17 protein-coding genes are annotated in these 20,662 nt (G+C 53.0%); 9 read left to right on the top strand and 8 right to left on the bottom strand.

Annotation, left to right across the window (positions count from 1 at the left end; all coding sequences use genetic code 11):
* Positions 1-6: 6 nt before the first annotated feature.
* The 3 genes from R84865_RS08985 (at position 7) to R84865_RS08975 (ending at position 4,314) form a co-directional block, all read left to right on the top strand.
* Positions 7-1,443, top strand: a complete 1,437-nt coding sequence (locus R84865_RS08985; RefSeq protein ID WP_435639439.1) for an LLM class flavin-dependent oxidoreductase — start codon at positions 7-9, stop codon at positions 1,441-1,443.
* A gap of 119 nt (positions 1,444-1,562) precedes the next feature.
* A complete protein-coding gene (locus R84865_RS08980) occupies positions 1,563-2,954 on the top strand; it encodes an L-cystine transporter (protein WP_435639438.1) in 1,392 nt (463 codons plus the stop codon).
* Positions 2,955-3,096: 142 nt separating this feature from the next.
* Positions 3,097-4,314: an acyl-CoA dehydrogenase family protein gene (locus R84865_RS08975; protein ID WP_435639437.1), complete on the top strand. Its 1,218-nt coding sequence runs from the start codon at positions 3,097-3,099 to the stop codon at positions 4,312-4,314.
* A gap of 102 nt (positions 4,315-4,416) precedes the next feature.
* Here the strand turns inward: R84865_RS08975 and pdxA are convergent, their stop codons facing one another.
* The 3 genes from pdxA to R84865_RS08960 are packed head-to-tail and all read right to left on the bottom strand — an operon-like array spanning position 4,417 to position 7,745.
* A complete protein-coding gene (gene pdxA / locus R84865_RS08970; RefSeq protein ID WP_435639436.1) occupies positions 4,417-5,490 on the bottom strand; it encodes a 4-hydroxythreonine-4-phosphate dehydrogenase PdxA in 1,074 nt (357 codons plus the stop codon).
* Between the two features lie 16 nt (positions 5,491-5,506).
* Positions 5,507-6,769, bottom strand: a complete 1,263-nt coding sequence (locus R84865_RS08965; protein WP_435639435.1) for a four-carbon acid sugar kinase family protein — start codon at positions 6,767-6,769, stop codon at positions 5,507-5,509.
* Entirely contained in the window at positions 6,762-7,745 is a 984-nt protein-coding gene (locus R84865_RS08960; RefSeq protein ID WP_435639434.1) for a 2-keto-3-deoxygluconate permease, read from the bottom strand. Before R84865_RS08960 ends, R84865_RS08965 begins: the two co-directional genes overlap by 8 nt.
* 188 nt (positions 7,746-7,933) lie before the next feature.
* Between R84865_RS08960 and R84865_RS08955 the strand changes: the two genes are divergently transcribed.
* Complete coding sequence (locus R84865_RS08955; RefSeq protein WP_435639433.1) at positions 7,934-8,704, top strand: DeoR/GlpR family DNA-binding transcription regulator; 771 nt, start codon at positions 7,934-7,936, stop codon at positions 8,702-8,704.
* A 151-nt stretch (positions 8,705-8,855) separates the two neighbouring features.
* Here the strand turns inward: R84865_RS08955 and R84865_RS08950 are convergent, their stop codons facing one another.
* Entirely contained in the window at positions 8,856-9,434 is a 579-nt protein-coding gene (locus R84865_RS08950) for a DJ-1/PfpI family protein (protein WP_435637967.1), read from the bottom strand.
* A gap of 386 nt (positions 9,435-9,820) precedes the next feature.
* Between R84865_RS08950 and R84865_RS08945 the strand changes: the two genes are divergently transcribed.
* A complete protein-coding gene (locus R84865_RS08945) occupies positions 9,821-10,906 on the top strand; it encodes a hydroxymethylglutaryl-coenzyme A reductase family protein (protein ID WP_435631265.1) in 1,086 nt (361 codons plus the stop codon).
* Positions 10,903-12,072, top strand: a complete 1,170-nt coding sequence (locus tag R84865_RS08940; RefSeq protein WP_435639432.1) for a hydroxymethylglutaryl-CoA synthase — start codon at positions 10,903-10,905, stop codon at positions 12,070-12,072. The genes R84865_RS08945 and R84865_RS08940 overlap by 4 nt, the downstream gene beginning before the upstream one ends.
* A 209-nt stretch (positions 12,073-12,281) precedes the next feature.
* On the opposite strand, the gene R84865_RS08935 is transcribed toward R84865_RS08940, so the two are convergent.
* Positions 12,282-12,548 carry a hypothetical protein gene (locus tag R84865_RS08935; RefSeq protein ID WP_435631267.1) on the bottom strand — a complete coding sequence of 89 codons (267 nt, stop codon included), beginning with the start codon at positions 12,546-12,548 and terminating at the stop codon, positions 12,282-12,284.
* 424 nt (positions 12,549-12,972) lie between these two features.
* On the opposite strand from R84865_RS08935, the gene R84865_RS08930 reads away from it, so the two are divergent.
* From R84865_RS08930 to R84865_RS08920, 3 genes are read left to right on the top strand one after another with little or no spacing between them, the layout of a single operon-like run.
* Entirely contained in the window at positions 12,973-13,899 is a 927-nt protein-coding gene (locus R84865_RS08930) for a MetQ/NlpA family ABC transporter substrate-binding protein (protein WP_435639431.1), read from the top strand.
* Positions 13,900-13,901: 2 nt separating this feature from the next.
* Positions 13,902-15,089, top strand: a complete 1,188-nt coding sequence (locus R84865_RS08925; protein WP_435639430.1) for a methionine ABC transporter ATP-binding protein — start codon at positions 13,902-13,904, stop codon at positions 15,087-15,089.
* On the top strand, positions 15,082-15,735 hold the full coding sequence (locus R84865_RS08920; protein WP_435639429.1) for a methionine ABC transporter permease: 654 nt from the start codon (positions 15,082-15,084) through the stop codon (positions 15,733-15,735). The genes R84865_RS08925 and R84865_RS08920 overlap by 8 nt, the downstream gene beginning before the upstream one ends.
* Positions 15,736-16,026: 291 nt before the next feature.
* Here R84865_RS08920 and R84865_RS08915 read toward each other — a convergent pair whose 3' ends face one another.
* The 3 genes from R84865_RS08915 to R84865_RS08905 are packed head-to-tail and all read right to left on the bottom strand — an operon-like array spanning position 16,027 to position 20,549.
* Positions 16,027-17,643, bottom strand: a complete 1,617-nt coding sequence (locus R84865_RS08915; protein ID WP_435639428.1) for a TIGR02391 family protein — start codon at positions 17,641-17,643, stop codon at positions 16,027-16,029.
* Positions 17,643-18,686 (bottom strand): DNA cytosine methyltransferase, encoded by a 1,044-nt coding sequence (locus tag R84865_RS08910; RefSeq protein ID WP_435639427.1) that lies wholly within the window; start codon positions 18,684-18,686, stop codon positions 17,643-17,645. Before R84865_RS08910 ends, R84865_RS08915 begins: the two co-directional genes overlap by 1 nt.
* A gap of 6 nt (positions 18,687-18,692) precedes the next feature.
* Entirely contained in the window at positions 18,693-20,549 is a 1,857-nt protein-coding gene (locus R84865_RS08905; RefSeq protein ID WP_435639426.1) for an ATP-binding protein, read from the bottom strand.
* Positions 20,550-20,662 lie beyond the last annotated feature (113 nt).

Raw genomic sequence — 20,662 nt, 5'->3', positions numbered from 1 at the left:
GCCTTTATGAGCCGCCGTATTATTCTCAATGCCTTCGACATGACCTGCGTTAGCCATCAGGCGGCGGGCACTTGGCGCCATCCCAATAACCAGGCATGGCGCTACAAGGATATTGATTACTGGACCGAGTTGGCGCAACTGCTTGAACGCGGCGGCTTTGACTCGCTCTTTATTGCCGATGTGGTGGGGGTCTACGACGTTTACCGAGGCAGCGTGGCAGGCGCACTGTTCGATGCCGATCAGGTGCCGGTCAACGATCCCTTCATGCAGATATCTGCCATGGCGGCGGTGACCAAGCATCTTGGCTTTGGCGTTACCGCCGCGGTGACCTACGAGCAGCCTTATCTGCTGGCGCGCAAGTTTTCGACGCTTGATCACCTGACCAAAGGGCGAGTGGCGTGGAACGTCGTGACTTCTTACCTGAACAGCGCTGCAGTCAATCTGGGGCATCAGCAGCAGGTTTCTCATGATGAGCGCTACAACCTGGCCGATGAGTTTCTCGACGTTACCTACAAGCTGTGGGAGGGCTCGTGGGACGATGATGCCGTGCAGCGCGATCGTGGCCGCGGCGTTTTTACCGATCCTGCCAAGGTGCACCCGATTGGGCATCAGGGCACCTATTACCAGGTGCCAGGCATTCATTTGAGTGAACCGTCGCCACAGCGTACGCCGGTGATCTTTCAGGCCGGTGCGTCGAGCCGTGGGCGCGCCTTCGCGGCCAAGCATGCGGAAGGCATTTTTATCGCGCCAGCCACCCCAGAGCAGGCACGCGGCGTGGTCGATGACATTGTGGCCAAGGCGGCCGAGCAAGGCCGTGCGCGGGACGACTTCCGCATTTTTACACTGCTGACGGTGATTACCGGTGCTAGCGATGAAGCAGCGCAGCGCAAGTACGATGAATATCTGACGCTCGCCAACGGTGAAGGAATGCTGACCTTCTACGGTGGCTGGACCGGCGTCGACTTCTCCTCGTTCGACCCCGATGAGCCGCTGGAGGCGATCGACAATGACAGTATTCGCTCGGTGCTGGAGCTGTTGTCGACCGCGGACCCGGAGCGACGCTGGACGGTGCGCGATATTGTTGAGCGCCGCAGCATTGGTGGTCTAGGGCCGGTGCTGGTGGGTGGCCCGCAGAAGGTTGCCGATGAATTGGAGCGCTGGATCGAGGTGGGTGGCATCGATGGCTTTAATTTCGCCTATGCGATTACCCCCGGCAGTTTTGCTGATCTGATCGATTTCGTGGTGCCTGAACTCAAACAGCGTGGTTTGCTGGAAGACGGATACCACGGTAATACCCTGCGTGAGCAGCTGCTCGATAGCGGCTCGTCGAAGGTTTCTTCGCGACATCCGGCAGCGCGCTACCGCGGCGCATTTAGTGAGCACAGCGCGTTGGACGGTACCCAACCCTCGGCCTTTGCAGATCATAATGGCGAGCAGGAGTAGGTATATCAGGCGGTTATACCCAAATGGAACTACGTAATGCTTTTTTCGCTGATGGAGCCTAGGCGCTGGCCTGTTACGCTGCGCGCCATATCGTTTAGCTATATAGAAGCGGAAAAGTGATGAATATTCCTTTGATATCCAACGTGGTGATCTTCGCCATTCTGCTAGTGGCGCTCGCGCGACTGCTGCCGAGCGCTTGGAGTTTGGCCAGGAAAACCCTGACTGCCCTGGTGCTGGGCGTGCTGTTTGGGCTGGCGCTGCAGTTGGTGTACGGCTCGGATAGCACCGTACTCACGGATTCGGTCGAGTGGTTCGGCATTGTTGGCAGCGGTTACGTCAAGCTGCTGCAAATGATCGTGATGCCGCTGGTGCTGGTGTCGATCCTCAGTGCCATGGTGCGGCTGCATAATGCTTCGCAGCTAGGCAAGATCAGCGTCCTGACCATCGGCACGCTGCTGGTCACTACCTTCATTGCGGCGCTGGTAGGCATTGTGATTGCGCATTTGTTTGGACTCAGTGCTGCAGGGCTGACGCAGGGAGCGGCGGAAAACGCCCGTCTCGACGCGCTGCAAAGCAGCTACGTAGGGAAAGTGAGCGATTTGACGGTGCCGCAATGGGTGCTGTCGTTCTTGCCATCGAATCCCTTCGCCGCACTGACCGGCGCGAGCCCGACTTCAATCATCAGCGTGGTGATTTTCGCGGTGCTGCTGGGAATCGCTGCCATCAGGCTGGTGCGTGACGATGCCGAAAAAGGCCAGCGCGTCGTCACTGCCATTGATATCGCGCAGGCGTGGATCATGAAGCTGGTGCGCGTTGTCATGCAGCTCACGCCATACGGCGTGCTGGCGCTGATGACGATCGTAGTGGCCGGCTCCAACGTGCGCGAGATCGTCAATCTGGGCGCCTTCGTCGTGGCCTCTTATGTTGGCCTGGCGATCATGTTCGTGGTGCATGCGCTGGTATTGCTGCTGGTTGGGGTGAGCCCAGCGGCGTTCTTCCGCAAGGTGTGGCCGGTGCTGGCGTTCGGCTTTGCCAGCCGATCCAGTGCAGCGTCCATTCCGCTGAGCGTCGAAGCACAGACGCGGCGTCTGGGCATTCCTGAATCGATCGCGACCTTTGCGTCGTCGTTTGGCGCGACGATCGGGCAAAACGGCTGCGCAGGGCTGTATCCCGCGATGCTGGCCACCATGATCGCGCCCACCATGGGCATTAACCCGCTCGACCCCAGCTTCATGCTGTCGCTGGCAGTCATCGTAATGATCAGCTCGGCGGGCGTGGCGGGTGTTGGCGGCGGCGCTACCTTCGCGGCACTGATCGTGCTGCCGACCATGGGCATGCCGGTAACGCTGGTGGCGCTGCTGATTTCCATCGAACCGCTGATCGACATGGGCCGCACCATGCTCAACATCAACGGTTCCATGACCGCCGGCATGGCTACCAGCCAATGGCTCAAGCAAACCGATAAAGCGCGCCTTAAAAGCACCGACGACGGCGAGCTGGCGCAGCAGTAGCGATAGCCAAGGGGACGTTCGCGCCCCTTGTGCTGAGCTTGGGTGAGCAGTGGTGCCATGGCGGCCATCGAATAATGCCATATGCACAAGACGCGGTTAGGCACGCGTTGTTATCCACTGCTTCACTCAAGAGGTCAGCATTATGAGCAACTCGTCGGTAGCACCCACCACTGCATCGCTACTAGCAACCTTCGCCCCTATTTTCGAGCGCATTCAAGAGGGGCAGCGCGCGCGCGAGCAGGCGCGTTCACTTCCCTTCGAAGAAATTGATTGGCTGAAGAAAGCGCGTTTCGGCGCCTTGCGGGTACCGCAGGAATATGGCGGTTTCGGCGCATCGATTGTACAGCTCACCGAGCTGTGGATAGCGCTGGGAACGGGCGATTCCAATCTTGTGCAGGCGCTGCGCGGTCACTTCACCTTCGTGGAGGAGGTGCTGAATCGCCCTCATAGCGATACACGGGAGCGCTGGCTGAAGCGTTTCGCGAACGGTGAATTGGTCGGTAATGGCTGGACCGAAACCGGCTCTGCCAAACTGGGTCGGTTAGAGACCAAGGTAACGCGCGACGGCGAGCACTGGCGTCTCGATGGCGCCAAGTATTACAGCACCGGCAGTATTTACGCTGACTGGATGGACGTGACCGCCGAAGATGCCGCGAGCGGCGAGCAAGTGATCGCGCTGGTGAACACTCATCAGCCGCACATCGAACGCTCCGACGACTGGGACGGCTTCGGTCAGCGCACTACCGGCACTGGCTCCAGCGTATTTACGGCGGCTCATGTTGAGCGCGACGAAGTAACGCCCTTCAGCGAGCGCTTCGGTTACCAAACTGCCTTCTATCAGCTCAACTTGATTGCCGCACTCGTTGGGGTAGGACACGCCATTGAGCGGGACGTTGCCCACGAGGTAGCGCAACGTACCCGTGTTTATAGCCATGGCAACGCCGATCGCTCGGCCGATGATGCACAGGTGTTGCAAGTGGTCGGAAAAATCTCTGCCCAGATATTCGCCGCCCATGCCTGTGCGCTAAAAGCAGCGGAGTATCAGCAGCAAGCATTCGAGCTACGCGACAGCAACGACGAGCAACGCGCGCAAGCCTATTGGCACGCCGAGCTTGGTTCAGCGCAAGCGCAAGTGGTCGCCGCTGACCAGGTGCTGGCCGCCGCCACCGCGCTGTTTAACGCCCTCGGCGCCTCAGCCGTGCGCGCAGGCAAGCAGCTTGATCGCCACTGGCGTAACGCACGCACCCTCGCCTCCCATAATCCATTGATTTACAAGGAGCGAATCATCGGCGACTGGGTGGTCAACCAGCGCCAACCCGACCCGTATCAATGGAGCGTGGGCGAAGGGAACGGTGTTTAGGGGGCCTAAACTCGCCGCTCTTTTTGGGGCTCGGTCATTGTTCGGCTGCACTCTTCATGCCGAGCAATGAGCGAGCGCCCACAAAAGAATGCGTGATCCTTTTTAGCGTCCTCGTGGAGTGGTTCTGATGTATTGTCGCGGAAATTCGATCACGTTTCGTGGTGGTTTTTCATAGTTTGCCAGCTTATTACTTGCGAGAGCGCTTGCTTGGTAGAGTGCCTCTACCATACTGCCTTCATCTGCTTTGCCGGTTCCCGCTATATCGAAGGCGGTGCCATGATCGACCGACGTTCTTATAACATCCAACCCCACCGTTATATTGACGCCAGCTTCCAGTCCCAGCACTTTCACCGGGCCGTGTCCCTGGTCGTGATACATCGCGACCACGAGATCGAAATCTCCTCGAATGGCGCGGTAAAACAGGGTATCTGCTGGCAGAGGCCCGGTCGCGTCTATGCCATCGAGTTGAACCATGGCGAGCGCGTGCATTATTTTCTTTTCTTCTTCCCGGTTACCGAAGAGCCCGTTTTCTCCAGCGTGTGGATTAATCCCACACACGCCTATACGTGGATCGGGTATGCCTGCCTTGACTAGCGTTTCGTAGCCGCAGCGGATGGTGCGTTCGACGAGCCCTTCGTTGATTTTGTTGATGGCGTCGATTAGCCCCATATCTGCGGTAACGTGGATCACTCTGAGGTTGTGCGCCACCATCATTACGAACACCTCATCCGCGTCTGACAGGTGGCGCAGCAGTTCAGTGTGGCCAGAGAAGTGGTGTCCGGCTGCACGCAAAGCAGCCTTATTGATGGGGGCGGTGCAAATCGCCTGGATCTCGCTTGTCGAGGCTAGTTCGACTGCTCTGGCGATAAATTGATATGCGGCATCTCCAGCCACCGGAGATGGTTGTCCAAACGGTAGCTTTTCAGGAATTAATCCAAGGTCAATGCAGTCTATAGTCCCAACATCATGATGAGCATCCTTAACAGTATCGATTGCCCTAATAGATAGAGGTGAGTGGGTAATATCAATCGCTTTTTGGAGCCGCTTTGGATCCCCGATCACGATTGGTCTGCATTTTTCGTAGAGAGCCGCGTGGTCTAGCGCTTTCACTATTATTTCAGGACCTACGCCAGCGGCATCTCCCATCGTAATACCGATGATTGGTTGGTTCGACATGAGACATTCCTTTTATTTATTCGACTAAAGCTGCTCTGGACGCATTCAAGAGCTGTCTGATTTCGATTAACGTTGTGGGAATCCCAAAAGCGCCGGCTTTAGTAATAATGAGAGGGGCTGCAGGCGCTGTTGCGCGGGCTAATGTAATGCCTGCATCGAGCTCACTAATGAGGTGCATTCGATCGATGTCATTCGCCACTAGAACGGCGCGTGCAGTCTCGCCGCCGGTCAAAAGAAGGGTGCCGATATGATGAATGACAGGTTTTACTAATAGCGCGATGGAATGCGAGAAATACGTTCCTTCATGAGGATCGTAGAGGTCGTCTCGGCCGATCTTCAGTATCAGATCGCGTTGATTTGCAACGCATTCCCTTACTCGCTGTTGCCACTGATGCCAGTCAGGATGGGCCTCACGCTCGCGTAATACCTGAGAAGGTAAGGTGATTCTTTCCACCTCCCCGGTCTTAAAAAGCACATCTGCCTGGGTTGATGAAACACTCGATAGGCTGCCGATGATGACGACGAATGAGCGGTCGGCATGTTGTTGGAGTAGTTCCGAAGTATTCGTTGCAGTGGTGGTTTGTGCACGATACATCAGCGGCGCTAGATGCTTGGCCAATCCGCTAGAGCCGGCCCAGAATGCTGGGATGGTGAGCGATAGAGTTACGCTCGCTATAGCGTGCAAATCTTGCTGTGATTCGCTATCGAAGACGACGGCCCCAGTGCCACTGCGAGCGGCGGATTCGATTTGATTTCTGAGTAATTCGCGGTCGCCTCTCACAAGAGCGAGAGGGATATGCATAACCTGCAACCCTTGAGTATTAAGCTGTTCGGTAATATCAGCTGGTTTGTCGGTATGTTCGGCTTGCCACGTTTCTGTTTCGGACAATGGTTTCCCGTTGACAAAAACCTTTCCCCCAACAACTGATCGCCCCAATTCCGGGAAAGCGGGGGCAACGAGTGCCAGCCCCTTCTGCGCTACCAGCGATGCAGTTTCTGCTGCCCAGTTGCCGCGTAGGGTTGAGTCGATTTTTTTATACAGCCATTTAAAGTGCTCGAAATGATGCGCTCCTTCTTGCATCCTTTCGATCGCTTGAGCCTCTGTCAGGGGTCGGGTGTTGAAATCGAGCGCGACTACGTCGACGTCGGGTTTTACTTGGGATAAGCGAGCAACAAGCGTCACCTGTGCATTTTGCTTCGAAAAAGCAACAGCGCAATCTGCAGCTCCGGTCATATCATCAGCCACAATGACCAACGTGTGCTCTTGCGGTCTAGTCATGTAAATCCCTCGCTCTAGTGCTGGCGGATTGTTGTCGTTTAGCGATTATGGCGACTAACAAAGGTGAGACGATTGAGCTAACGATCACACATGCCGCTACTAACATCGTGGCGCTTTGTGCTGCTGGGGCATAGGTAGGGTTGGCTGCGGCGATGATGGCAGGGACCGCTGCCGCGTTACCCGCGGTATTTGCTGCCGACACCCCTGCTAATCCAGTGCCTCCGGAAAGGCGGTCGACCCAATAAAGAGGTACGCCCGACACAATAACGACCGCGATGCCCAGTAGCATTCCAATAAGTCCGGCTTGCCACACCTGACTCAAGTCCAACGATGCTCCCAACGCCAAGGAGAAAAATGGGATCATCACCGGTACGGCTTGGCCTAGGAATTTCCGCATTTCATGGTCTAAATTGCCGAGTAGCATCCCTGCTGCGAGTGGCAGAATGCTGCCTATTAACGTCTGCCAGGGAAAGGCGGATAATCCGACTATCCCTAGCGTTAGCATGGTGAGGAATGGGCCTGATTCTAATGACATGATGGAATAGGCGCCGGTATCTTCTTTGCTACCGTATTGTTCCATCAACGCCATATATAGCCCTCCATTGGTATTGTTGAGTGCTGCCACCACCGCCAGTACGGATACACCCGACAACACTCCGCTAGTGATGTGAGTGGGCCCAATGACCCGCGCCAATACCATGCCGATGATTAATGCTATTGATGCTTTGGTGACTAAGAAAATCCCGCCTCTTTTCAATATGGTGGGTGCTGCTTTAATTTTTATAGTGGCGCCAATGCACACGTAAAAAACCGCCAATACCGGGACGGGGTCAGTCAGAAGTGCGCTGGTGAAAGAACCAAAGTAATACGGAAACCAGGGGATGAACGTTGTTACCAGCGCGCCCGATAGCATCGGTATCAACATGATCCCCCCCGGGATTCTGTCTACGGTTTTTTTGATAGGTATGTGTGCCATACATTCCTCATGTTGCGAGGCTCAGATGATGGGTGCAGTCATTTAGATGATTTTTTAAATCATATTAGGTCGATTTTAGAAAAAATGTGAAAGATATTTCGATTTATATGATTGTTTGGGTCGAATTTTTGGTTCAATCAATCACTTTTCACGGTATTGCGCAGTTTTGTTAAGGAGGGAGGGCGGCGGTGAAAGCATTCGAACGGCAGGAAGAAATTCTCAAAGCGGTGTCACTAGGCACTACTGAGGTAGAAGTGCTCGCCAAAATCTTCAACGTGTCGATCGCGACCATCCGTCGAGATATCAGATCATTGGTAGAAGGAAAGAGGCTGCTCAAAACATATGGCGGGGTTGCGCTGCTGAGGAATGAGTACGGCGAAGAGGAATCCTTGGAATTACGACAATCACGCTATCTCGATGCAAAGGGAGCAATTGCCGCGAAGGCTTTCTCCGAAATTCGCCCCGGCGACACGATATTCTTGGATGCAGGCACCACGGTGGCCGCGCTGGCCGAACTCATCTATTCGCGCAACGACGTCAAGGTAGTAACCAACAATCTGCTAATTGCAAATCAATTGGCCCTTTCCGGTGTTGATACCACGATCATAGGAGGAGGGGTCAGAGCAGCCAGCTTAGGTCTTTATGGATCTCTCGCTGAACTGGCATTGGACAAAATTAACATTGATCGAGCATTCGTGAGCGGAGATGCGCTAGATGTAAACCGCGGTCTTTTCGAAGGCTGCTGGGCCCAAGCCCAATTTAGGGAGAAGTTATTTCGTTCGGCTCGCACTACTTACATCTTGGCGTGCGCTGATAAATTTTCATCCTCGGGAAGGCATTGGGTTCCTCTGCCGAGAGGGAGCCAAATCATCACCGATTCGATGCCTGACGTTCACATTGACGAAAAAGAATTGGAAAGAAGGGGAATTACGTTCTGCGTGGCTCCTCCATTGGAGTGAAGCCACTCGTCACAGGTCAGCACCGAACGAATAACCATGTTGAGCATGCCGCTGTGTCGCTAGCTAGCCTAAGGAACTAATGAAAGTGCCCAGTCGCCTGTTGGCGTAACTGGGCACTTTGGTTTAAGTGAGTAACGCGATACTCAACACCTTACCCAATCCTAATCCCTAACGCGTCGAAGAAGGCGCGTAGCAGGGTGGGGTGGCCGGGCCAGGCGGGTGAGGTGATGAGGTTGCCGTCGATGACGGTTTCGGTCACCGGTACGTCTTTCCACTCGCCGCCAGCCAGGGTGATTTCGGGGCCGGTAGCGGGATATGCGGTAAGGGTGCGGCCTTTTACTACGCCGGCGGCGGTCAGTACCTGAATGCCGTGGCATACGGCGGCTACGGGCTTATCGTGGTCGAAGAAGTGGCGGGTGTAGTTGAGCACTTTTTCGTTGAGCCGAATGTATTCGGGCGCGCGTCCGCCAGTAACAAAGAGACCATCGTAGTCGTCGAGATTGACGGCGTCGAAGTCCTTGTTGATGGCGAAGTTATGGCCGCGTAGCTCCTGGTAGGTCTGAAAACCGGTGAAATCGTGGATGGCGGTGGCGATGTAGTCGCCGCTGCGTTTGTCAGGACACACTACGTCGACCTCGCAGCCCACTGCGAGCAGTGCCTGATATGGCACCATGACTTCGTAGTCTTCAACAAAATCACCCGCCAGCATTAGAATTCGTTTGCTCATGATCAGCCTCGCTCGTTGCCGCTGATAGGCGAGAGACCAGGTGCTTCATCGGGCCTATCAGCCGTGGAAAAGTCTTCTTTCAGTGTGGTGCGATCTCTTCCAGAATGAAAATAGCCTGAAGGTATCGAGGCGATGATGGCACCCCAACGGTTTCACCCTTCAGTGCATCTGCGAGTGGACGGAGGGGCCTCTCAAAAGGCCCTGAACAACGTGCTGTGATGGCACCTTTATTACTGTTCTGGTCTGCGTTGGTGGCCATCAACGGGCTCTTCATCTTCCTTTACTGGCATTGATACCCCAGGGACGCCTAAAATAGTCGCCTTTAAACGATGATTTGTGGGGCGCAGCCTAGCGCGCTCGACGCTAAACTCAGCAGGTGAGTAACACTTATGCGTTGGCAGGAAAGTGATGACTATGCCGCGATTCCCATGCGAGCAGTGGGGCCGGTGCAAATCAATGGCACAGAGGTCAACGCTCAGCTGCCTTTACCGATGGCAACCTACGAAACGCCGCTGTGGCACTCCACCCATCGTGGGGCGCTGGCGTGCAATAAGGCGGGCGGTATCAATGCGGTGGTGATGGACGACCGCATGACGCGCTCGGTGCTGTTCGAGGCTGACACTATCGTTACCGCGCAGCGCTTTGTGCAGGCCCTTCCCGGCTATCGCCAGCAGCTTGAAGATGAAGTCGGTAAAACCAGCCGCTTCGCCAAGCTGCTCGATTTTCATACCCAGGTAGTAGGCACGCTGGTCTACCTGCGCTTCGAGTTTCAAACCGGTGATGCCTCTGGCCACAATATGGCAACGCTGGCCGCTGAAGGGCTGATGAAGTGGCTGCTTGAGCGCCACCCCGAACTTGGCTACGTGACCATTTCCGGTAACTTCTGTACCGATAAAAAGAACTCGGCGGTCAACGGTATTTTGGGGCGCGGCAAGTATGTCGTTGCCGATGTGCTGCTGCCTCGCAGTACCGTGCGTCGGGTGCTTAAAGCCGAGCCCGAAAATATCGTTCAGCTCAGCATCAAGAAGAATCTGATCGGCAGCATTATCTCGGGCGGGGTGCGCACCGCTAACGCACACTTCGCTAATATGCTGCTGGGTTACTATCTGGCGACCGGACAAGATGCCGCCAATATCGTCGAAGGGTCGCAGGGCATGGTGCACACCGAGATGCGCGGTGATGATCTCTATTTTTCGGTGACGCTACCCAATCTGATAGTAGGATCGGTAGGTAACGGTAAAGGGCTTGATTTTGTGCAGCGCAATCTTGAGGCGCTAGGCTGTACCGATCGTGACGCCACGCCCGGTAGCAACGCGCGGCGTTTGGCGGTGGGCGCGGCAGCTTGTGTGCTGTGCGGCGAGCTATCGCTGCTGGCAGCGCAGTCGGTGCCCGGCGAACTGATGCAAAGCCACGTTTCGCTTGAGCGGTCGGCGGCCAGTAAAAGCGCGCACAACAGTAAGGATAATGAGCAATGAATCCAGGCATTGAAGGCATCGCCTTTGCGACGTCGCGCTATGCTCTTGAGCTTGCGGCACTGGCCGAAGCGCGTGGTATAGATCCGCGCAAGTATGCGGTGGGGCTGGGCATCAATGTGATGTCGGTAGCGCCGCCCGATGAAGACACGGTGACGCTGGCCGCTGCCGCCGCTGAACAGGCGCTACAAGGTATCGATCGTGAGCAGATCGAAATGGTGCTGCTGGGTACCGAATCCGGTATCGATCAGTCGAAGGCCGCCAGCACCTTCGTGCATGGTCTGCTGGGGCTGCCGCGCCGCTGCCGCGTGATGGAGCTGAAGCAAGCCTGCTATGCGGGAACGTTTTCGCTTCAGCTAGCGCTGCCGTTCTTGCAGGCGAACCCCGACAAGAAAGTACTGGTGATTGCCTCCGATATCGCCCGTTACGGTCTCGGCAAGCCCGGAGAGCCGTCGCAAGGGTGCGCCGCGGTAGCGATGGTGCTGTCGATGCAGCCGCGGGTGCTCGAATTCGAGCCGGAGTACGGTGTTGCCACCGACAACGTGCTCGACTTCTGGCGCCCCAACTACTCGGATACGGCTTTCGTTGAAGGCAAGTACTCCTCGCGCCTTTACCTGCAAATGCTTGAAGAAGTGTGGGGCCAGTACAGCGAGCGCTCAGGCGTTGGTTTCGATGATATCGACTTCTTCTGCTATCACACGCCGGTACCCAAGCTGGTCGAGAAGGCTCACCAAAGCCTCGCTGCGCTGGCCGGCAAGGGGCGCATCGGCAAGGAGCAGATCGAGCAGCAGTTGGGTGGTTCGCTGGACTACGGCCGTGAACTTGGCAATAGCTACACCGCCACGTTGTTCATCGGCCTGTGCGCGGTGCTTGAACGCAACAGCGAAGATCTAAGCGGCAAGCGCATCGGCTTCTACAGCTATGGTTCTGGCTGCGTGGCTGAATACTTCAGCGGCAAGGTGCTGCCGGGCTATCGTGACTATCTGCATCACGACTACCATCGCGATCAGGTTGAAGGGCGCGAAATGCTCGACGTGCCCACCTACGAGCGCTTCTTCGACGCACCGCGCTCCGACGCCTCGGGCGAGCTTGAGGTTGCACAGCACCACACCAATGGCTTTCACTTCTGCGGCTTGCAAGAGCACCGGCGCCTCTACCGTAAAGAGTGATGCAACGGTAAGCCCTCTTTCAGCAGCCAAGTAAGCGAAAAGCCCCGTTCTTTTGTAGAGCGGGGCTTTTTTATCGGCGGTTGGTAAGGCGGGATGCGTGACTTGGCAAAAGCGCGTGTCGTGTAGTAACAAAACCGCCCTGACGGATGTGCCGTCAGGGCGGTTTTGGATTTCCAGCGACAGTAACTGGCTATCGATAGGTGGGGCGCTTAGGGCTCCTGCAAGCGGCAGGGACTAACGTTGAACCAGCCCCAAGTGCAGTAGGAGGGCGCGCGGTTGGTCAGGAAGTGATCGTCGAGCGCTAGCTGAGCGTCGCTGGCGCTCACTGATAGGCCGTAGTGGTCCTGGTACATACGTAGCGCCCACTCTTTACCGTATCGCTTCATGCGCGCGATATAAAAGCACTCTGACAGAAAGATCAGATCGCCTCTGCTCTCGGGGAGCGGCTTTCGATCTACTTTTACCAGTTTCAACATGACAGTTACCCGAACATCTTCGACGTATGTCTGAAAGACCGATTCCAAAAGATGGATAGTCTAAATGATCCGCTTGATCACAAGACTATAAGAATTATTCGCATCTGATATTGGGTCACTTTACACCTGCGACAAGACATTGCCAAGCTCTGGGCCGTGTGAAATGCCGCAGCACAGTGTTTCCACCCAGCATGGTAAAGGGGATCACGATAAAGCGGTCTTATCGCAGCTATAGCGTTAGCCGTTATTCAGGGGTGTCGGAAATGCAGCAGCACTGCCTGCCAAGCTGATGATTATGCTTCATCGGCTGCTTTTGCTTCAAAAAAAGTTGATAAAAATCAATTTCTTGTCAATGGCACGGGGATTGCTCCCAGTTGTGTTACCAGAGCATCACGTGGTGCTCGTTTTCGCTGTGGAGCCAGTAATGCCAATTCGTCGTAGTGAGTTTTCTTTTTCATCTTTATTGCACAGGTCGTATAGCCAGCGGCGCGTGATCGGCCGCTCGCTGATGGCCTGTGCCTTGATTGTGGGCATGGGGGCGGCGTCGCAAGCGATGGCGTCGGTCACTGTTGCGATAACCGGAGGCCCTACCGGCGATGCGATCTATAAGGCGGCCGAACTGGCCAAGCAGCAGGGCGTTGATGTGCAGGTGCGAGAGTTCAGTGACTGGGTGACGCCGAACTCGGCGGTCGTGAACGGCGATGCGGATATCAACTACTTCCAGCACCGGCCCTTTCTTGCCAATGCTGAGAAGCAGGCAGGCTTCACGCTAGCGCCGCTCGCTTTTGGGGTCGAAAACAACATTGGCCTGTATTCCAACACTTTGAAAAAGGCTGGCGATATCCAGCCGGGCGGCAGGGTGGCGATTGCTGATGATCCGGTTAATCAGAGCCGTGGTCTGAGGCTGCTGGAAGAAGTTGGGCTGATCAAGCTGAAGCCCGGCGTCGGTGATAACGCCACCCTGTTTGATATCGAGGACAACCCCAAACAGCTCAAATTTACCGAGCTGCCGGGGCCTCAGTTGGTGCGCTCACTGCAGGATGTCGATATTGCAGAAGGTTATCCCGCCGATCTGATCGGTTCCGGCGTGAAGGATCCGACCGATGCGCTGGCGCTCACCCACGATAAGAATCGCACCTATGCGCTGGTGTTTGCGGTGCGTCCTGAAGATGTCAAACGCAAAGACATCAACACCTTCATTCATATCTACCAGACGGCGCCAGAAGTGCGCGAGATTCTGGCGCATGTGTTTGGCTCGCCCAAGCTCTATCAGTTGGCATGGCTCGATAGTAACGGCAAGCCCGGGCCGACGCCGCTTGAGCTGGAACAGCGCCGGCAGAAAGGAGAATAAGCATGGCTTCGAACTACGAGTTGCGCTCCAGCGGTGGTGCCTACGACCACCTGCTGAGCAGTTTCGATGAAGAAGATCAGTCCTCCGCTGCGAGTGAGCCACCGCAGGCCTCTGCGCACGTCCATTCTGCGCAGCCTGCCAATAGCGAGGCGCCGCGGCAGATTGTGTTTGCCGATGTGTTCAAAACCTACCCCGGCCGCGATGGTCAGGTAACGGCGCTCAATCACATTGATCTTGACATTCATCGAGGAGAAATATTCGGCGTTATTGGACGCAGCGGGGCAGGAAAATCGACACTGGTACGCACCATCAACCGCTTAGAGCGTATCGATTCCGGCCGTGTCGAAGTGGGCGGCGTTGACGTGCAGCAGTTGTCGGGCAACGCGCTGGTTGATCTGCGACGACGCATCGGCATGATCTTCCAGCACTTCAATCTGCTGCGCTCCAAGACAGTGTTCGACAACCTGGCGCTGCCGGCCCGAGCCGCAGGTCTTGATAAGGCCGAAATCAGCCGGCGCGCCGAGCGACTTCTAAGATTGGTGGGGCTGGAAGGCAAGCAGCATGTCTATCCGGCGCGCTTGTCGGGCGGGCAGAAACAGCGTGTCGGTATTGCGCGGGCCCTGATGCTCGATCCCGAGGTGCTGCTGTGTGACGAGGCAACTTCGGCGCTGGACCCGGAAACCACTCAGACCATTCTGTCTCTGCTGCGCGATATCAATCGCTCGCTGGGGCTGACCATCGTGTTGATCACCCACGAGATGTCGGTTATTCGGGAAATCTGCGATCGCGTTGCGGTGCTGGAGCACGGCAGTCTGGTCGAGAGCGGCCCGGTGTGGCAGGTATTTGGACGCCCCCAGCACGCGGTAACGCGCTCGTTGCTCGAGCCGCTGAAGGTGAGGCTGCCTGAACAGCTAGCGCGGCGGCTCTCTGCCAGCGCCGACGCTGAGCACCGTACGCTGGTGGTACAGATCGATATTGGCGCCGCCGATGGCGGTGGCCCGGGGATTAATCTGGCGCGGCTAAGTGAGCTGTTGGGCAGTGATGCAAGTCTGCTGCACGGTGGCGTTGAGCGGTTGCAAGGCCACGTGCAGGGGCGTTTTCTGATCGGTATCGACGGCGGCAGCGCCGAAGGTGCTAACGACCGGCTGGCGGCGGCTGGCATTAGTGGGGAGGTGCTCGGCTATGTCTGAGATGATGCTCGATGCGCTGTGGAGTGCAGGGTTAGACACGCTGACCATGGTCGCGATCTCGGCGGTAATCGTGTGGTTCGCCGGTATCGCATTGGCGGTGCTGCTGGTAACAACAGCACGCGATGGGCTGTTTCCTGCGCCTTGGTTCAATCGACCGCTGGCATGGGTGATCAACGCCTTCCGCGCTACGCCTTTTATTATTTTGCTGGTGGCGCTGATTCCCCTCACGCGCCTGATTGTTGGCACCAGTATCGGTGTATGGGCCGCCATCGTGCCGATCAGCATTAGCGCCACGCCATTTTTCGCCCGCGTGGTCGAAGTGAGCCTGCGTGAAGTCGACAGCGGAGTGTTGGAAGCTGCCCAGGCCATGGGCCTGAAACCGCTAGGTATCGTCGCCAAGGTGATGTTCCCAGAAGCACTGCCCGGCATTATTGGTGGCTTCACCATCACACTGGTTGCGATGATTGGAGCCTCCGCCATGGCCGGCGCAATTGGCGCAGGCGGCCTCGGCGATCTCGCCATCCGCTATGGCTACCAGCGCTACGACACCACCGTCATGATCGCAGTGATCGCCATTCTGATCGCAGTTGTGTGCCTGATTCAATGGCTCGGCGACCGCTCCGTCGCCTATCTGCGGCATCGGTAGCGAAGCGGCGCTGTAACGGAAGGACAGGGAGAGTATGAATGGCTGTGGCAGGCCTTGGCGATTGAGGGAGTTGTGGCCTTTGTCGCGAGCGGTGCACTAGCCTCACTGGCGGGCTTTTGAACGCCAGACACTGTGCCGGAATCCCGCTAAAGTATTGACCTCGGGCTCGCTTGGCTTTATACGGCAGATTTATCGCTGTTTAAACTATTTTAATATATGCTTATTTTTCTACATTTCCATCATCTGCTCGTATGTAGCCGTGCAGAAGGGCTGCTTCTCTCCACTTCAAAGTTAATTTTTATCAACTTTTTCATTTTCCGCATAATCAAGCTTCTCTTCGAGATAAGAAACAAGGCTGAGTATGTTTAAACAATCGAGCTCCGAAATTATTTCTGGGACAACTTTGCTTACAGGAGCATGATTTATTGGGTTACGGAATCCTTGCATAAGTCCTCTTGTTAAAAAGCCCTGTCCTATTTGCATATTTATCAAAGATGAAGTGCTAAGATCGTTGATCGCGACGAGGGCGACGTTATCTTTTATAGAAAAAACATCGGCCAAGTTTACGCCATCTTTATCAACGTGTGCTATTTTTCTGATTCTATCCGCGTATAGTTTGGTTGCTTGATCTGCAGCGAGCCCATATTGTTCATTTTTATAAAAGTCGCGAACTCCATCTTTAATGCTGGGATGAAGATGCCTCCAATGCAGATTGGGATATTCAGGTACTATTTTATAGAGTGCTTTTACAACTGGCTTTAAGCTATCAGAAATTTCCTCGTTTTTCGTCATTTGATTAATAATAGATAGTACTGGCTCTCTTATATTTTCAGGCAGAGTGTTCATCCATTGTCCTGTGTCGACTCCAGTCACTACTCTTATCTCATCTTCCTTGTCTTCCGCTCGCTTTTTCCTCCAGTCTCTAGCTGTCTCTGTAATGATACCGCTCAAGTATTCTCTAAAGGCCCTCATATCTGGCTGATCCCAGTCAATTGACTGACGGTTCGTAGAGATAACATCTTCTCTTAATAGATCGATGAAGTCGGCATTAATTGTCCCAGTCAAGTATTGGAAAAAGTGACTAGAGGTGCTTTCTGAAAAATACTCAGGCGCATTGACAAGCTTCCCACGTGAAAATATTGTGACCCCCCTTAATCCTGCTGATGGCGGAATTGGAGTTTTGGCAGTGATAAGTGTTAAAGATATTTTTCCGCTATAGGGGCTTTTATCGCTCACTAAGTCTTTTTCTGTCCATTCGAATTGCGATACTATATTTTTGTATCTACGAGCATTATCCACTAAAATTTCATCACTTCCCTTTTTTAATGTGATAGGGAAAGACGGATCGGAAGCAAATATTTTCGCGAGACTGTCTGCTAAAGAATCAAGATCGAACTGAGATTTTCTTTTTAACTCTGAAAGCTTTATGTGTGTTCTATTTGAAAGATTTGTAGATTCTTCCTGGCGTTCCATTTTAGGGTTGTAAACAGAGTCTGATGACAACAATTCTGACCAGTTTAGCCGAAACCTATTTCTTAAGCCGTTTTTGATTGTGTCAACAACAATTTCATTAGCTAGTCCAAAGAGGGCTAGCTTACCTAACCCCTTTTTACCGGTGGGAAGTCGGCTAAATTTATCTGAAGGTTTGTCCCCATCATCTTCTCTGCGATTTCGGCCTATGATTAAAAACTTATTTTGAATGTCGTCCAGCGACATTCCCTCTCCTTCATCTTTAATTACAATGCTCTTGGGACATTTGTTTATCTCATTGAATTCAACAATTACCCCGGGAGAGTCAGCATCATAAGAATTTGATATTAATTCTGCTAGTGCGGGAGGTAGAGTTGAATACATTTTAACCCCTAGATGCTCAATAGTTCTTGGGTCAAATTTTAACTCCAAGCTCATTATTCTACCTCCTTTATATGATTGGCATATTGCCTAGCGTGATTTTCTATAAAAATAGGAGGTAGCGCGTTCCCTATCATAAGAGCGATAGAATCCTTCCCTCCCGTTAACGAAAATTTATAATTCATCGGGAACGTTTGTAACAATGCAGCTTCGCGGAGAGTTATTGCTCTATTAAACTCTGGATGAATAAATCTCCCCTTGGATGGATTATGGCAACCGCCCGTGATTGTGGGCGAAACATCATTCCAGCTCATTCTGCCATAAACATCTCGGTAACCGTTAGGACTTCGCTTGTGACACTCGAGCCAATATTCTTTTGGTAAGTCAGTTCTCGATCCTCCGTCTTTTGGGACGAGAGATATTATTTTTTTTACCCTTTCACTCCGATTCTCTCCTAGATCATGAAGTTCGTCACCACTAGAACCCGCTGGTTTTAAATTAGAAATCGATTCTTTGACCGTTATTTTCTTTTTACTCTTCGGTGTATCTGAGATGATTCCTAGCCTTGATGCTCTGAAAAGGAGGCGCCGCCGCCGTTGAGGAACTCCATAGTCGGCAGCATTATGTATAGCAATTGATTTGTCGTTAACAATATATCCAAGCTGGTTCAAGCTTTCCTTTAATTTGAATATTCTCCAGTTTTTCGCTAGCGCCGGAACGTTTTCCAGCATTATCGTTTTTGGCATAAAAGCTGTTACAAATCGGAGGAATTCAAATATTAATTCATTACGAGGGTCAAAATGTGCACTAGTTTTATTTCGAGTTCGTTGACTCGAAAAACCTTGGCAGGGAGGGCATCCTGCGAGTAGGTCGAGTTCACCTGGTTTCAAATTAACGCTTGAAAGAATCTCAGAAGGGTCAATATTGCGAATATCTTTTTCATAAACTACAACATCGGCATGGTTTAGGCGATAAGTTTCAGCGGCTATTGGATTCACTTCCACCCCTGCAACAACCCGAAAACCAGCCTGTTTGAGACCAAGGGTTAGTCCGCCCGCGCCACAGAAAAGGTCAATTGCCGTCAGATCCTTTCTTTTCATATATAACTAACTTCCTGACCGAACTGATTCGATATAGCATTTTAATATGCTTGCAAGCAAAGAGAGTTCCTTAGATTGACTTCTCTTGCCAGCAAGCAATGTGATTCCGTACTCATCCGTGCGTTCATTCGTTACACTCGTTCCAAAGTGTTCTTCTGCTTTGGCTCTAAGACGATCCTTGTGATGTTGGGACTTGGTTGCAGATTGATCGTTCATGTTTACTGCACGCAATACCAATTCCTCAGGACAGAGGGTCGGTATAAACTTCAAATTTTTTCTAATCCATGCTAGGTATTTGCGTTCAATTTCAATCAACTGCGCTTTATTCCCCCCGTTTGAACCGCCATCGATCATTAGATTAGGGGCAACTCCCGTGGCTTCCATAATCTTGGCGCTAAGAGTGCTATTTTCCGAAACGGGTATTGTATCAGGATCCTCAAATTTATCCATTCTCTTCTGATCCCCATCGAGGAGAATCAGCGTGTGGCCTGGTGCCGTAAGCAGTGAGGGGATCAGATACTTAAGAATCGCCTCAGCACCACCGCTAAAGTATTCGATGTGGAATATTTCACGCTCAGCGGTATCAGGTAATATAAGTAGCGCTTGTTTTACAACCTCTTCAGCCAGGCGGTCCTCAACTATTATCCGAATTTTATTGCTGTCTACAACGCCCAGTCTTTGAAAAGCAGCATAAGGATGTGTTGAAGGTATGATGGAAAAACGACCGTCATCCTGTTGATTGAAGGATTTAATTGCTTCATTTGGTAGGCTGACTAGAAAATGTGGCGAGTGAGTAGAAAATATAATCTGGAGATGATGAGTTCGTGCCCTATGCGCGAGGAATGCAAGTAGCCGTTCTTGAGCACCGGGGTGCAAAGAAACCTCGGGTTCGTCTAGTAATACGAGAGTTCCTTTGGTAGCCTTTATAACTTGTACGACGCAGCTTGTTACTGCTATCTCACCGCTACCAGCGAAGGCCTCGGAGTATTTTCCGTGTCGGGTTCTGAAAACCACGCTAAGCCCGTCTGCTCCTTTAAATAGCCGATGACGAATCCAACGAGCCTCATCATATTCTTTATCCAAAATGAAACTTACTATTCTTAATTCATTTCTATCAAGAAGTCTATTTTCGGTCGCTACTTTACGATTGTGGTATTGATACGACGTATCGCCCAAATCAATAACTCTAGCTAATAACTCGGCGTCTTTTTGAACTTGATGCTTCTTATTAATGATACGCCGCGAGTTACGCTTTGTAGAATTAGAGGAGAGCTTGGTATTCGAGCGACGAGGAATGGGTTCTTTCCCAAAATAAAAATATTTGTCAAATGCGCTAAGCTCTTTGCGAAAGTTTATATAAAGAACTTTGCGAGAAACTGGATTCCAGCGATCTTTGCTTCGACCTGCGTAGTTTTTACCTTCTCGCAAGTCGTGTTCTTTCATGCCGTCACCAGTAGTTTCTTTGGTCGGCTCCCAATAGTTTGGATCAGGACGTCCGTGGCGTTCTTTTCTCACCCTAGCTTTTCTCGTTTCAACAATTGATTTTAAGTCAGAGCTGTGATGACCATAGATAAACCGATTAGGGCTCCCTTCACCTTCCTCGATGGGATCTACTTTGGTGCTAAACCAATAATCTCCAGTGGATTTTCTCGCGGGTGCTCCATACAAAGCATTTAATACTGAGGTTTTTCCTGAACCATTTGGACCAACGAGCGCAGTTATTGGGAATGTGAAGTCTACGCGGGTGCCATCTACGATATTTTTGTAGCGTGGGAAACGTATGTGAGTAATGTATCCTGGAAAAATTTTCTCATATTTTCCCATTTTTTTGAGGAGCTCAATTTCTTCGCTTAATATTAGCATTTTCCAATACACACCGGCTGATAAGACTGTATCGAGCAGCTCTGGCCAAAGTTCATTGCATATTTCTACTAACTAGCGTAGCTCCCTCAGGTTATGGAGGGAAGGTTTCGGCG

The organism is Carnimonas bestiolae (genome assembly GCF_051251145.1).
In the GTDB taxonomy this organism is placed as follows: Bacteria; Pseudomonadota; Gammaproteobacteria; order Pseudomonadales; family Halomonadaceae; genus Carnimonas; species Carnimonas bestiolae.
This window is presented reverse-complemented; position numbering and strand designations above follow the sequence as displayed.

Excerpts from the sequence above, each read along its gene's own strand:
- R84865_RS08940 (WP_435639432.1), top strand. The coding sequence starts at position 10,903 with ATGAATCCAGGCATTGAAGGCATCGCCTTTGCGACGTCGCGCTATGCT.
- R84865_RS08980 (WP_435639438.1), top strand. The coding sequence starts at position 1,563 with ATGAATATTCCTTTGATATCCAACGTGGTGATCTTCGCCATTCTGCTA.
- R84865_RS08905 (WP_435639426.1), bottom strand. The coding sequence starts at position 20,549 with ATGCTAATATTAAGCGAAGAAATTGAGCTCCTCAAAAAAATGGGAAAA.
- R84865_RS08915 (WP_435639428.1), bottom strand. The coding sequence starts at position 17,643 with ATGAGCTTGGAGTTAAAATTTGACCCAAGAACTATTGAGCATCTAGGG.
- R84865_RS08985 (WP_435639439.1), top strand. The coding sequence starts at position 7 with ATGAGCCGCCGTATTATTCTCAATGCCTTCGACATGACCTGCGTTAGC.
- R84865_RS08925 (WP_435639430.1), top strand. The coding sequence starts at position 13,902 with ATGGCTTCGAACTACGAGTTGCGCTCCAGCGGTGGTGCCTACGACCAC.
- R84865_RS08930 (WP_435639431.1), top strand. The coding sequence starts at position 12,973 with ATGCCAATTCGTCGTAGTGAGTTTTCTTTTTCATCTTTATTGCACAGG.
- R84865_RS08975 (WP_435639437.1), top strand. The coding sequence starts at position 3,097 with ATGAGCAACTCGTCGGTAGCACCCACCACTGCATCGCTACTAGCAACC.
- R84865_RS08965 (WP_435639435.1), bottom strand. The coding sequence starts at position 6,769 with ATGACTAGACCGCAAGAGCACACGTTGGTCATTGTGGCTGATGATATG.
- R84865_RS08960 (WP_435639434.1), bottom strand. The coding sequence starts at position 7,745 with ATGGCACACATACCTATCAAAAAAACCGTAGACAGAATCCCGGGGGGG.
- R84865_RS08910 (WP_435639427.1), bottom strand. The coding sequence starts at position 18,686 with ATGAAAAGAAAGGATCTGACGGCAATTGACCTTTTCTGTGGCGCGGGC.
- R84865_RS08935 (WP_435631267.1), bottom strand. The coding sequence starts at position 12,548 with ATGTTGAAACTGGTAAAAGTAGATCGAAAGCCGCTCCCCGAGAGCAGA.
- R84865_RS08920 (WP_435639429.1), top strand. The coding sequence starts at position 15,082 with ATGTCTGAGATGATGCTCGATGCGCTGTGGAGTGCAGGGTTAGACACG.
- pdxA (WP_435639436.1), bottom strand. The coding sequence starts at position 5,490 with ATGTCGAACCAACCAATCATCGGTATTACGATGGGAGATGCCGCTGGC.
- R84865_RS08945 (WP_435631265.1), top strand. The coding sequence starts at position 9,821 with ATGCGTTGGCAGGAAAGTGATGACTATGCCGCGATTCCCATGCGAGCA.